Here is a 14,042-nt window from a genome sequence, read left to right on the forward strand (position 1 = left end):
TTAGTTGTTCCAGTCGTTACTTGTTCGATTTTCCCAATGCCTTGGCCACCAGTCGTTCATAGAGCTCGGCGTAGGGTTCCACGGCCTGGCACCAGTTGAACGGCTGGGTCATGGCACGGCTGCGCATGGCGTTGAGCAGACCGGGGAAGGCGAACACCTTGAAGGCGCGGCGCAGCGCCTCTTCGTAGCTTTGCACGGTGGATTCATTGAACAGGAAGCCGGTGACGCCATCCTCAATGGTGTCCGCCAGCCCGCCGGTGTTACGCGCCACCGGCAACGAGCCGAAGCGCTGCGCATACATCTGGCTCAGGCCGCAGGGTTCATAGCGTGACGGCATCAGCAGGAAATCGCTGCCGGCGAACATGCGGCGCGCATCGGTCTCGTTGAAGCCGATACGTACCCCCACCTGGCCCGGGAAGCGCAGTGCCAATTCGCGCATGGCCTGTTCTTCTTCCGGCTCGCCACGGCCGATGATCGCAATCTGGCCGCCGTTTTCGACGATGAAACTGGCGACGGCTTCGGTCAGGTCCAGGCCTTTCTGGTAGACCAGGCGCGAGACCACAGCGAACAGCGGGCCACTGGATGGCTGCAGCCCAAACAACTCGCGCACATGGGCGGCGTTGATAGCCTTGCCCTCCCAGTCGCCGATATTGAAGTTGTGGATCAGATGCGTGTCGGTGGACGTCTCCCAGCTTTCGTCGATACCGTTGGGAATGCCGCTGAGCAGACCTTGCTGGGTCTTGCTGGCGAGGAATCCATCCAGGCCGCAACCGAATTCCGGGGTGGTGATCTCCTGGGCGTAGGTGGCGCTCACGGTGGTGATATGGCTGGAATACGCCATGCCCGCCTTGAGAAACGACATCTTGCCGTAGAACTCCATGCCTTCTTGTTGCAGGGCATGGGGCGGAATGCCCAGCTCTGGCGTCGAGGCCAGGCTGACCACGCCCTGGTAGGCCAGGTTATGAATGGTGAACAGGGTTGGCGTGCGCGACCCACGCCAGTGCATGTACGCCGGAGCCAGGCCCGCAGGCCAGTCATGGGCATGCACCAGGTCCGGGCACCAGTGGATTTGCGCGAGGTTGGCGGCCATGTCGGCGGCGGCCAGGCCCAGACGGGCGAAGCGGATATGGTTGTCTGGCCAGTCGCGACCATTGTTGGCGCCGTAGGGCGTGCCTTCACGCTCATACAGTTCGGGGCAGATCAGCACGTAGATGACCAGGCCGTCCTTGAGGTCCATGCGCCCGATCTTGCACGGTGGCAACGCAGCGTGGCCGCCCAGTTCACCGACGATATGAATCGGGTTGTCGCTTTCCATCACTTGCGGGTAACCCGGAATGAGTACTCGCACATCATGCAGGTGAGCCATGGCGCGGGGCAGAGCAGCGGAGACGTCGCCCAGGCCACCGGTTTTCACCAGGTCCGCGAACTCGGAGGTGACAAACAAGACTTTCTTTCGATTCGGATTCTGACTCACGACCGGCCGCACAGTGTTGGGCAGGTCGGCCAAAGACTTTGGCCCTCCTGCCGGCTGACTAAAACGCTCTCCCTGAGTATCTACTGCGGCACTGATCATAATGCACTCCCATCTGTTGGTTGGCTAATGGCCCGCTGCCATCGGCTCCGAGTGACCGCATCCTGCGGCCAGGCACACAAGCGCTATACAAGCTGGCAAGGCGTATGCCAGTTGCAACGTCGGCTTAAAAAGATTGGATGAGCGGGCATTCGGCCTGAAGCGCGCGTGCTCGCCCTTACCTAAAACTTGACCAGCGGCAGGTTTCGAAAGTTTAGATTTTTTGCGGGGTTTTTGTTTTGGAACGGACCCATCGGTCATGAGTCTAGGACAGATCCCAGCGCCTGCTGGGTTTTCAAGCCGATTTTGTAGGACAAAAAACTTTTATCGATATACCGCCCTGCCTCTGTAGGAGCGACTTTGCTCGCGAAAAACCAAAGGCCGCCGAGTAAAACCAGAATGACCGCGTTATCGTTGGCGTTTTTCGCGAGCAAGCTCGCTCCTACCAAAAGACAGGGTGAAATAACGCACTAAAGTGGTGCGTCAGGTGAGCCCGCGAATGGGCACACCCTTGGCCCAGGCTTGGATATCTTCGATCATCTGCTGATAGAACTGCCGGTAATTCTGCTCGCTCACATACCCCACGTGTGGCGTCGCCAGTACATTGGGCAAGTGGCGAAACGGATGGTCAGCCGGCAGCGGTTCCTGGGCATATACATCCAGCGCCGCCCCGGCCAGACGACCGCTGCGTAACGCTTGCACCAGCGCCTGCTCATCCACAATCGGCCCGCGTGCGGTGTTCACCAGCCGCGCGGTGGGTTTCATCCAGCCCAAGGCTTGCGCATCCACCAGGCCACGGCTGCGCTCGCTGAGCACCAGGTGGATGGTCAGAATATCCGCCTGCTCAAACAGCTCGCGCTTGCTGACCCAGGTCACGCCCGATTCAGCCGCACGCTCCGGTGTGAGGTTTTCACTCCAGGCAATCACCCGCATACCAAAGACCTGGGCGAACTTTGCGACTTTCTGGCCAATGCTGCCCAGCCCCAGAATGCCCAAGGTCTTGCCATGCAGATCGCCGCCCAGACCGACCTGCCATCCGCCCGCACGCAGTGAGTTGGCTTCGGCGAGCAGGTTGCGTGTAGAGGCCATGATCAAGGCCCAGGTCAGTTCCGGTGCGGCGTGTTTATAGCTGTCGGTGCCGCACACTTGGATGCCCAGAGCCTTGGCTGCGGGAAGGTCGATGGCGGCATTGCGCATGCCGCCGGTCACCAGCAATTTGAGCTTGGGCAGCCCTTGCAGCAGGGCTTTGTCAAAGGTTGAGCGTTCGCGCATGAGGCAAATCACCTCGAACCCTTTCAAGCGCTCGATCATAGTGGCGGTATCGGCGGGGTAGTCGTGGAGAAAATGCACCTTGCCTACGCTGCCCAGCGTCGACCAATCCACCACGTCACTGGCCACGTTTTGCCAGTCATCCAACACTGCGATCTGTATCGACATACACGCGGGCCTCGAAAAGGTTGAATTAGAGGGCGTTCAACCCCTGCAACAGGGCTTTATGAAACTGTTCCGGCTCTTCCATCTGGGGCGCATGGCCCAGGCCGGGGAACTCCACCAACGTGGCGCGGGGAATCAGCTTGGCCACCTGCTTGCCCAGTACCTCGTAATGACCAATTTTGGCCTTGACCGCCGCCGGCGCCACATCTTTGCCGATGGCGGTGGTGTCGCTGGTGCCGATCAGCAGCAGGGTGGGCACCTGCAAGTCCTTGAACTCGTAGTACACCGGTTGGGTGAAGATCATGTCGTAAATCAACGCCGAGTTCCAGGCAACCTGAAGATGCCCCGGGCCTTTGTTCAAGCCGGCGAGCATGTCTACCCAGCGCTCGTATTCAGGTTTCCAGCGCCCCACGTAATAGGTGTTTCGCTCATAGTTGCGTACACCGTCGGCGCTCAGTTTCAGCTCGCGCTGGTACCACTGGTCGACGCTCTGGTAAGGCACGCCGAGGGCTTTCCAGTCTTCCAGCCCAATGGGGTTCACCAGCCCCAACTGTTCGGTTTGCTGGGGGTACATCAGCGCATAGCGTGTGGCGAGCATGCCGCCGGTGGAATGGCCGATCACGGTGGCCTTTTGAATGCCGAGCTTTTCCAGCAGTTGATGGGTGTTGGTCGCCAGTTGCTGGAAGCTGTACTGGTAGTGGTCGGGCTTGCTGGAGGTGCAAAAGCCGATCTGGTCTGGGGCGATGACGCGGTAACCGGCGTCACTCAGCGCCTTGATCGAACCTTCCCAGGTGGCGCCGCAGAAGTTCTTGCCGTGCATCAGCACCACGCTGCGACCGTTTGGAGTACCGGTGGCGGGGACGTCCATGTAGCCCATTTGCAGGGATTTGCCTTGGGATTGGAAGGCGAAGTGTTGGAGGGGGTGGGGGTATTGGAAGCCTTGGAGTTCAGGACCATAGGCGGGGGATTCGGCGAATGCCGGCGCTGTGCCAACGAGTAGCAGGCCAGTGAGAGAAACTGTGTGCAAATTCACGATGGGCTTCTCCAAAGATAAAAAGAAGAGGGTGAGTCTGCTGCATTAACGTTTGATTAATCAGCGGTGCGCGGCGCTTGGCAGTGTGTCACCGAAATCGGACGGAAGGTTCACTTACCTGTTACTTCTGACAGTAGACGGGTTATGTCAACACGCGCCAACTAGTGGGGTCAAGCAACGTTGGAGGAGAAGATCATGAGCAAAACTACTTTTTCGGTTCCCATCGCAACCCATGTCACTATTATTGGCGAAAATATGCCCGGAGGCACGGTACGCGGAAGTTATAAATACAATGCGACAGGAGGCGAAGCGGAAGAAGGGCGGTCACTGTACCGCTGGTATGTGGGCGAAGCCCCGGGGCCTCTTACGAAAAATCTCGACCTCACTATTACGCAAGGTATGATTGGGCAACAAGTCCGATTTGCAGTCACGCCTGTCTCCGCTTCAGGGGTTAGCGGTAATGAAGTGTATTCGCAAGTTAAAACCATCGTCAGTGGCTATCAAAATATTTCGGAAGAGGAAAGCAATAGTAGTTTCATTAAGCAGTACGGTGCCTTTTCCTTGTATCGAAACGAACCCAATGATCGAATCGTAAACTCCACTTCGGGCGCATTCGCGTGGATGAGTGGTACCACGCAAAGTATCTTCGTGAAGGGACGCAACGATTCTGGTGGTATCCCGCCAGCAGAAATAGCTCAGTACCTGAACAATAATCCTGCCACTCGGATGTTTTCAACCGCAAAGGACTTTGCTGCGTTGGTGCCGGTGGTCGGCACTGCAAACCAATTGCTCCTGTGGGGACAGAATATCGGGCCTATCCCCCATGATTTGGATTTGAGCAATATTAAATACGTGTATTGCAATGAGTCGGCAATTGCCTGGATTTATGATAATCCGCCGCCGGGTAAAAACAGGATTGGTGCGTTCGGAAGCGTTGCCAACGGCGGAGGCGTACCTGACGATATACAAAAGTTTTTGTTCTTTGATCAACCCAAGGCTATCTACAGTACTGCGGCGGCCTTCGCGGTTCTCACCGAAAGCGGGCGGGTTTACGCGTGGGGGAGCCCAGCAGCGGGAGGTACCTTCGATCAGAACAAGCGAAAAGAGTTGGATCAGATAAACGTCACCCGAATTGTTTCCACAGCAGGCGCTTTTTGCGCGATCGGTGCGGTACGCATTGGTGATCCTACCGTTAGCACCGTTGTAACTTGGGGGCCGGCCAACAGCGGTGGCGCAATCTCCGCGGCTGACTTGGAAAAAATTCTGGATGGTGAGGGGGCACAACATGTGGTTGCCAATCGTGACTCTTTTGTCGTGATTACCAAGCGACGCGCAACCGCGTTGAGTTGGGGCGGCCCCTATGGTGGGGTAATGAGCGAAGAGGCCCGGATACTGGCCGCCCGCGGCTATATCGTGATGTGTGCAAGTACGGCATATGCGTTTTGCATTGTTAACGATGGCGGCGGTATTGCGGCCTGGGGCGTCAATGGCATGGGCGGAAACACGCCCACTGCTGAGGGCACCGCGGACTCAGAGGAGTCGTTCGCAGTCGTAGATGCGGGCGAAGTGCTTGAAGCCAGCGGTGCGAAGGAGCGTGTGCGGGCGGTGTTCGAAAAATTGCAGGTGGCCAATGTAAATCCACAGCGGTCGCACACGTCTGACACCGCCTGTGTCTGCCATAGCATCGGCAAGCAGCGCGTCAGTCTGACCCATCTTGTGACTCAGTTGGGCGATGTCACGTTGAGCTCGAATGACTCGAGTTTTTTCCTGTCGAGCAAGGGCAATGGTGGTGTAACGATTGATTTGATTACGTGGGGCCATGCAGGGTATGGCGGGGCGATGCCTTCGGCGACCCGTCAAGTGTTGATGGCCAGTCAAATCACCGATGTGTATTGCACGAACGGTGCCTACGCAATGATCACCAATCAGGGAGGGGTCACCGGGGCCGTCGTCGCGTTCGGCGCCAATAATGCTCAGCAGGAAGCAGGGCAGATACCTGATCTGCTTCAACCGCATTTGCGAGCGCAGATTAAAGAACTCTATTCCATCCAACAGATGCCCCCCTATAACCCAAATATTGGTCGGCAAGGCGCCTTCTCTGCAAGGCTTGGCAATGACACATGGGTCAATTGGGGAGGCACATTGCTTATTCCGAATGAACATATTGATCCCACAAAACCGTAAATCCAAAAGGACTGAAAGAGACTCCTGGTTGGAGTCTGTAATGGTAGGCGCAAACGGGGTCAGGCCTTAAGACTCTCAACGTGCCTAACCTGCCTAGTTGGAGGGTATTATGAAAATAACTGAATCTACCGACACTGTGCCGGAAGCAACCCAGGTTCTGATTTTGGGTGATGTGCATGTCAGCGCTACCGTGCGAGGGTTTTATATCTACAGTAACGCCGGTGGCAGCCCAGAGGGATTGTCTGAGTTTTATTGGCATCTCAACGGCGAACGACTTGAAAAAGAAGGCCAGGTGGACTTGAAACTAAGAGCCGCGGATGGCGGTAAGTATTTGCAGTTTTCGGTCATTCCTGTTGCGTCTGACGGTACGCGAGGTATTGAGCGTTTTTCTGAAACCTATAAAGTTATCTCAGGCTTTCAGAATATATCGGACGATGAAAATGAGTGGTGTTTCCTGAAGCAGCGCGGCAACTTTTCCTTTCACGTTCCGGAGCCTGCGGATCGGCTGTTCGTTTCTACGGGCGGGGTGTTTGCGCTGCTCGAGCCTACTACGGGTGACGTTCATCTGGAAGGTCAGACAGGCTGGGGTTTGCCGGTGCCACCGGAGATTGTGAACTTTCTGAAAAACAACAAGGCAATCAAGTTGTTTTCTTCAGAGGTGAGTTTCGCAGCGCTCATTCCATTGGGCGGTACCAACCAGTTGTTGATGTGGGGGCCCACCATTCCACCAACCCTTCCGCCGCTGCAAGGCGTACGGTCGGTCTACAGTACAAGAAGTGCATTCGCGATCATTTATAGCAACCCTCAGGGTGCCAGTAATCGAATCGCTGCCATCGGTCCGGTGGGCAGGCCCGTTTCCACTGTGCCCGATGAGATTCAATCAGCGCTGGTATGGGATCAACCCGAGGCCATTTATGCGACAGATGATGCATTTGCCGTGCGAACCAGTGGCGGTAAGGTTTACGCTTGGGGGCATCCTCACAACGGCGGCATCATCCCCGATGACGTCAGGAGACGACTGAACGCAATGTTTGTCACCCGGATTGTGGCAACGGCGATGTCGTTCTGCGCCATCGATGACAAGAATGGTGATTGCGTAGCGTGGGGGAACCCCGGTGGTGGTGGCGTCATCCCAGTTGTCCAGTACGGTAAAATTATTGAGGAGGGCGGCATTGAATCGCTGATTGCCGCCGAGAACGCATTTTGTGCCATCACTCGAAACCCTCGTCGGGCCTACAGTTGGGGGGCAGCCGGCCAGGGCGGAACCATGTCGGCCGGTGCGGCAGACTTGGCTGTTCGTGGGAATATCATTCTTTGCAGGGCCAATCGTTGGGCTTTCTTGATGGCCAATGCTTCAGGCCAGGCGGAGTCGTGGGGCGCAGCGCTTTATGGTGGTGCTCCACTGCCCAACAACGTGAAACGGGAAATAGAGAAGGCCTTCAGGATCAGCGCGGATCCTAACGTATCGCCCACGGACCTTCTCGCCGTGCCGGGGGAGCCAGAGCGCTCGCCTATCAAAGGGCAAAAGCCGAGGCACCACCCTAACGTTTCGTCCCGCGCCATTGTGCTGGAAGGCAATATCAGCGTGTATGCCAACGATGTCAGTTTCTTTCTGTTGAGTCGTCACGACGATGGAAGAACTCATGCGATCGTGCTGCACGGCTACCCTAGCCATGGGGCCGTCATGAGCCAGGGACTTCGGCAAACATTGATGGCCAGTTTGATCCGCGACGTGTACTGCACCAACGGGGCGTACGGTGTGATTACCACTCAGGGGGGCACAGTCGGGGCCGTTTCAGTCTGGGGTGCTACGCTGGCGATGGAGGATGCCGGAGAAATACCGCCTGAACTGGCCGAGCATGTTCGCAGTGACGTAGTGGAGCTATATTCCATCAAGCGTTTTCCCTATGTGAAGCAGCCCGATCCTCCACCTCGGCCGCCACCTCCACCACCGCCTCCACCGCCACCACCAAGACCTGTGCACATCGATCCCTCGTTTGCTGCGCGACGCACCGATGACACTTATGTGTTATGGGGCGGCAATGTAAAAACCAACATTACGACCCTCGGGAGCACGATACGTAAAAACAGCCGCTTGGATGAACCTTATAACCCGCGCTTGCGCGGGTTATTTGCAAGCGACCTTGGTCTTTGTAACGAAGATTTGCATTCGAAGCACCCTCTCATTGTTACATCCAACTACGCCCTATGAAGTGCTTGGAGAACGCTATGAAAAAAATCAAGGCTAAACTTGTGATCCCGGAGGCCACTCATGTTCAAGTGGTGGGGGATGTTTTTGTCGGCGCAACCGTACATGGTTTTTATCTTTACAACAGCAATGGGGGTAGCCCAGAAGGATTGTCTAAATTCTATTGGTATATCAATGGTGAACGCCTGACGGACGAAGGGCAATTGGACATAAAGTTGAGAGCAGCGGACGGTGGGAAATTTCTACAGTTTTCGGTGGTTCCCGTATCGTCTGACGGCGCGCTGGGTGAAGAGGCTAAATCCCCGCTTTATCCAATAAATTCGGATTTTCAAAATATTTCTGATGAAGAAAACGAAGCATGTTATCTAAAACAGCGCGGTAATTTTTCATTTCACGTGCCCGAACCCACTGACAGGTTGTTTGTTTCCACGGGCGGCGTTTTTGCATTGCTTGACCCCTCCAGCGGCGATGTTCATCTAAAAGGGCAAAATGGATGGGGCTTACCGGTTCCACCCGAAATAATCAGTTTTTTGAAAAATAACAAGGCCGTTCGGTTGTTCTCGTCCGAACGCAGTTTCGCGGCGCTGGTGCCGCTGGGAAGTACTAACCAGTTGTTGTGTTGGGGGGGCGATGTTCCCGCCACGTTGCCACCCTTGCAGGGCATTCGCTCTGTTTACAGCACCCGAAGTGGCTTCGCTGTTATTTATAGTAACCCCGCTGCCGGGGCCAACCGTATTGCCGCAATTGGTCCAGTAAATAATCCCATTGCCACGATCCCCAATGCTATTCATCAAGCATTGCTCTTTGACCCACCCTTGGCTATTTACGCGGCAGATGACGCCTTTGCTGTGCGAACCCAGAACGGCCGTGTGTATGCGTGGGGTGATCCGAACAAAGGCGGCACGATACCACCCGCCGTTCGGGACCAGCTCAACTCGATGTTTATTACCCGGATTGTAGCGACAGCTATTTCCTTCTGTGCCATAACCGCTGATGGCGATTTTGCTGTATGGGGACATACGACGGGCGGCGGCACCATTCCCGTTGAACAATTGCGTCAGATCCTCAATGACGGCGGGATCGAATCGGTGATCGCGGCAACGACAGCCTTCTGCGCCATCACCCGAGGGCGTCGCATTGCTGTCAGTTGGGGGAGAGTGGGTGAAGGCGGGAACATGTCTGACGGTGCGGCCAACTTGGCCTTGCGTGGCAATATCATTCTTTGCACGGCCAACCGTTGGGCATTTGTGATCGCTAACCAATCGGGTCAGGCCGAGGCGTGGGGGGCCATCGGATTCGGGGGCGATCCGATACCACCTCAGGTAAAAGTGCAGTTTGAGGCGGCCTTTAACGGCGCTAATGCAGTCCCAGGTGACCCGCCCCGGCCTGGCACAAACAAGGAGCCGCAGAGACAACACAAAAACGTGTCGTCCAGAGCCATTATTGTGGATGGTCATCTCAGCTTATATGCCAATGATCACAGTTTTTTCTTACTCAGTCGCCACGATGACGGCAGGACCAATGCGATTGTTTTGCATGGCCTTCATACGTCTGGCGGCGAAATGAGTGCTGCGCTGCGGCAAACGTTAATGGCCAGCCTCATACGGGATGTTTACTGCACCAACGGGGCCTATGGGGTGATTACCACCCAGGGGGGAACGGAAGGGGCCGTGTCTGTATGGGGCGCCACTCTACGGATGGAGGATGCGGGTGAAATTCCTCCCGAGTTGGCTGATTATGTGCGCAGCAATGTCGTTGAATTGTACTCGATAAAACGATTCCCTTATGTTGGAAACCCTCCACCGCCAAGGCCCGTTCATAACGACCCTTCATTTGCCGCGCGACGCACCGATGGTACCTATGTGTTATGGGGTGGCAATGTGGATAACCAATACTTCGACCCATCAGCCGAAAGCAACGATTAGTCATCCGGAAGGGTTCAACCGGCTTACACCCAAAGAAGAGGCAGCCACTGTGCGACTGCCTCTCAACATCCCCTCTCATTTACTCATCGCATGTATTCATGTCACCAGGGAAGTTTCCTGAACGACAATTTGATCCACCATAAACGTAGCAGCGGTCCCGACTGAGAGTGAAAGGCGGGCAGTGAGATTTTGCACGGGCGGAGCAGCGGGTGTAGTGAACACATGGCTGACCTTTGCCCAGTTTCGATTCGGCTCCACCGACCTGGCCGCGCTCATCGCTCCCAACTCAAGGCGTGCAGTAGTCATAGAAGTCGTGCCGGAAACCTTGCAATAGAAACTAACCTCATAGCGCGTGTTTACCTTCAGATCAAGGTAGGTTTTTTGTAGACCTGGTTGCACGGTTTCACCTGCAGTTTTGCTGGTACGCCAACAAATGTTTTCAGCCCCTTCCACCGCAAGCTCACCTCTTGCGTTGAGAATGTTTTCCCAGCCATTGCGGTCGTAATTGAAGAAATTCGTCAAATCACTGAAATAGGTCGCTCGTACGGTATAGGTTTTAGTGGGAAGCGGTATGGCCCTGGTGATGTCGGGGACACCGCTCAACGCCACCCAACCTTGAATCGTGAGGGGCGAGCCGTCCATCAGCAAACGTAATTGCTCTACCGGTGCGCGGCGGTTCAAGCCGATTAACGCGCCATCTTCACCTAAAGGTTCACCGGTATAGGTGCTTGTGTGAAATGGAAGGCCATTCGTGTCGGTGCCATAAAAGTCTTGCCAGACGATGCAAACAGGATGAATAAAATGCCAAGTGGGCGTTATGGTACGCGCCCCGGCAGTCAACCGAGAGAGCTGGAGTTCAGGCACATCGCCGATACCTTCGATATAGGTATTGGGCAACCCGGTGAGCGTCAGCAGATCCAGGGGTACGATCTCGGACTCATAAGGAATTGCGTCGCGCAAGAAACGGTACTGCACGCTTATTCGATGATTGGCCTCGCGGATTCCCTCGGCGATGATGCGCTCCGGTATCGGCGCCTCAACTTCCTGGGTCGTCGCGTTACCCTTGACCGCTACAGTGGTGCTGCCGGTGCCGTCAGCGGTCAGCCAATCCAGAAAAATATCCTCGTTGTCGCGCATTGGGAATCTTATGATCACCTGGGTGCCGCCCAACGCTGCCAGAGGGTTCAGTTGGTCAGGGAAAACAGAGGCGCCTCGAATAACAGGACGCCCCAAATTGATTCCAGCGCCCACAGTAAGCTTGAGTACCTCGGAGCGTAGCACTTGCTCGGGGGGGGCCTTGCGCAGCAGGCTGTAGGTGATAGTCAGGGTACCGCCGTTATTACGGTCAACGATATCTCGCGGCACCGCTAATGGCAGTTCTTTGCCCTCTGTGCCTGTATTAATGTTGATCGTGCCATGGAGCGAGGCGTCAGGTTTGGAACCCAGTATGGTGTAGTGAAGGACGTCTTTGTCTTGGGTGCCCGTATAAGTAAATATCACCCGTACCGTTGGCCCTATCACATGTTCTGGGTTGATGTTATTGCCAATGCTGCCCTCTAGCCGTGCCACCGGCATTGTAGGGTTGCGTGCACCGACCTGGATGCCCAGCTCCACGGATTTTCGAACGGTGAGTACGCCAAGGCCAGGCGGTTTTTTTGCCTTGCCATCGTCGACCAGGTAATAAGCAACGACATTGCTGCGCCCCCTGAACCTTTGTAGTACCGCTTGGGAGATCAATCGCGTGCCACCCGGTTCGCCCGCCAACTCGCCCTGCTCGTAGTAAGCGCCACCACCGCCGGCCACGACTTCCTCTATGACTAAGGTTTCCCATAAATCGAACGCATACGGAATGTAGTCGTGGGGGATGTGGGCTACGCAGTAATGATCAGGGTCAATCAACCCCAACTCAATCGGTTCGATGGTGAGCGGCGGCATCCTTACCGGCGTGCCCACCACCACGATCATGATGCTGGCTGATTGCCCGAGTGTATTGCCGGCGCTGTCACGCCATTCGTAAGATGCGTTGAACGATCCTCCTACAATTTCAAAGATGATTTCAGCGGGAACCGACGTGATGGTCTCGCCGATGTTTTGGTCTTCTACGCTATCTAATACGAAGGATTTCGTCGTGCCATCCGCCAGGGTCGCCCTCAAGGTAACGGTGACGAGGTGACGGGGGGCCGGAATGGGAGGGGGGATCACATCGGGGCGTGCTTTCACACTGAACTGCGAGGCGTGATCTCTATCAAAATCTACCTGTGGTGCCGCAGTTCCATTTATGAGGAACTCGGGTGCGCTACGTAAGTTGGGATCTAGTTCACTGATAAGTTGGTACGGCTTGGAAAACTGATATTTTTCACCACCAGAAATATTCTCCACAAAGTCGATCACTCGGTACCTGATGGTAATTGATCCTTTTAGGCTACCCTGAGTAATAATATCCTTCGGAACATGTACTTTGACTTCCCCGGCGTCGACGTCGGCTTGGGTCAACCGCTGCTTAACTTCGATACCGTCCCACTGCAGATCGATAAGATCATTCCTGCGCATATGGAGATACGGGTGTATGACACACCACAATCCATTGGTGATATCAGCAGGCTTAATAGGCTCACCTTCTGCAAAACCCTCCACCTCCATGGTCAGCCCATCATGCCATCCGGGCAATCCCGGTTCTGGGTCTTTACTGACCCCGCCCGGGCGAGTGGTCTTGACGTAAATAAATTGCCCGGGTGAATCGCTGGGGGTGCCAGGGCCTACACGCACGACACGTCCTTTGATAAAGACTTCGCCTCTAGGAACATTGTGTTCAGGTACATGCAGCGGGTAACGAGCCTCTGTGGTCGAAATAACTGAATCACGGGCGAGCGGAAGCGTATCCCTGTCCGTGTACAGCTGGTATTCATCAAACTGATTGAGTGTCGCCCAGCGCTCGAACAGCATGGTGAGATGAGGCACTACTTGGCGGATACCTAGTCCGTAATCATAGGGTTCGTCAGGAAAAGGAGTCATGTCCACTTTAGAAAACCTTGAATAAGGCTCATCTAAGTCAACATGAACCCTTTGCCCTGTCGGAAGGGATTGAGGGCTTTTATCAGGTGGGATAATGGGATCAGTCGGCATGGTCAACACTCCTTGCACTAAGAGACGCACCTAGTAATCGCGGGCGCATGGGCAAGAGTGATGAGGCGCTGGGCAGCAGCGGATGTCTAGCTGTCAGGATTGACAGTGGCGACAAGTGGTCATTATTGAGCAGAGAGGTGGAGCAGGGTGAGTACAGTCAGCGCGGCATACCGCGCACTCTTGGCCACGCTGACCAACAGCAAAAAACGCCACAACGGCTCACGCATCACACCAGCCACCAACGTCAGCGGGTCACCAATGATCGGCACCCAGCTGAGCAACAACGTCCAATGCCCCCAGCGCGCGTAATGGCTGCGAGCCTTGTCCAGCTGCCTGGTGCTGACCGGGAACCAGCGCCGTTCCTTGAAGCGTTCCACCGAGCGCCCCAGCAGCCAATTGACCAGCGAGCCCAGCACGTTACCCAAAGTCGCGATGCCCAGCAGCAGCCATAGGTTGTAATGCCCGCTGAGCAGCAGGCCCACCAACACGGCTTCCGATTGCAGGGGCAATAACGTCGCGGCGCCAAATGCCGCGACGAACAGCCCCAGGTAACCCATCAACACC

At 55.7% G+C, this 14,042-nt stretch carries 8 protein-coding genes; 3 read left to right on the forward strand and 5 right to left on the reverse strand.

Annotated elements, in window-relative coordinates:
• Window positions 1-16: 16 nt before the first annotated feature.
• From glgA to MHH62_RS02445, 3 genes are all read right to left on the reverse strand, one after another.
• Complete coding sequence (glgA, locus tag MHH62_RS02435) at window positions 17-1,573, reverse strand: glycogen synthase GlgA (RefSeq protein WP_081036816.1); 1,557 nt, start codon at window positions 1,571-1,573, stop codon at window positions 17-19.
• Window positions 1,574-2,053: 480 nt separating this feature from the next.
• The gene (locus tag MHH62_RS02440) at window positions 2,054-3,007 is read right to left on the reverse strand and encodes a D-2-hydroxyacid dehydrogenase family protein (protein ID WP_130175476.1); all 954 of its coding nucleotides are present in this window, start codon (window positions 3,005-3,007) and stop codon (window positions 2,054-2,056) included.
• 25 nt (window positions 3,008-3,032) lie between these two features.
• On the reverse strand, window positions 3,033-4,040 hold the full coding sequence (locus tag MHH62_RS02445) for an alpha/beta hydrolase (protein ID WP_032902448.1): 1,008 nt from the start codon (window positions 4,038-4,040) through the stop codon (window positions 3,033-3,035).
• A gap of 192 nt (window positions 4,041-4,232) precedes the next feature.
• Between MHH62_RS02445 and MHH62_RS02450 the strand changes: the two genes are divergently transcribed.
• The 3 genes from MHH62_RS02450 to MHH62_RS02460 all read left to right on the forward strand — a co-directional run bounded on the left by MHH62_RS02450 (window position 4,233) and on the right by MHH62_RS02460 (window position 10,355).
• Window positions 4,233-6,221, forward strand: a complete 1,989-nt coding sequence (locus MHH62_RS02450; protein WP_032902415.1) for a hypothetical protein — start codon at window positions 4,233-4,235, stop codon at window positions 6,219-6,221.
• A 109-nt stretch (window positions 6,222-6,330) separates the two neighbouring features.
• Window positions 6,331-8,433 carry a hypothetical protein gene (locus MHH62_RS02455; RefSeq protein ID WP_339232379.1) on the forward strand — a complete coding sequence of 701 codons (2,103 nt, stop codon included), beginning with the start codon at window positions 6,331-6,333 and terminating at the stop codon, window positions 8,431-8,433.
• 17 nt (window positions 8,434-8,450) lie between these two features.
• Complete coding sequence (locus MHH62_RS02460; RefSeq protein WP_050587225.1) at window positions 8,451-10,355, forward strand: hypothetical protein; 1,905 nt, start codon at window positions 8,451-8,453, stop codon at window positions 10,353-10,355.
• 96 nt (window positions 10,356-10,451) lie between these two features.
• Here MHH62_RS02460 and MHH62_RS02465 read toward each other — a convergent pair whose 3' ends face one another.
• Window positions 10,452-13,478, reverse strand: a complete 3,027-nt coding sequence (locus MHH62_RS02465) for a hypothetical protein (RefSeq protein ID WP_339232380.1) — start codon at window positions 13,476-13,478, stop codon at window positions 10,452-10,454.
• 122 nt (window positions 13,479-13,600) lie between these two features.
• On the reverse strand, window positions 13,601-14,041 hold the full coding sequence (locus MHH62_RS02470) for a YqaA family protein (RefSeq protein ID WP_032902413.1): 441 nt from the start codon (window positions 14,039-14,041) through the stop codon (window positions 13,601-13,603).
• Window position 14,042 lies beyond the last annotated feature (1 nt).

The sequence above is a fragment of the Pseudomonas sp. FSL L8-0168 genome (assembly GCF_037976155.1).
In the GTDB taxonomy this organism is placed as follows: domain Bacteria; phylum Pseudomonadota; class Gammaproteobacteria; order Pseudomonadales; family Pseudomonadaceae; genus Aquipseudomonas; species Aquipseudomonas paracarnis.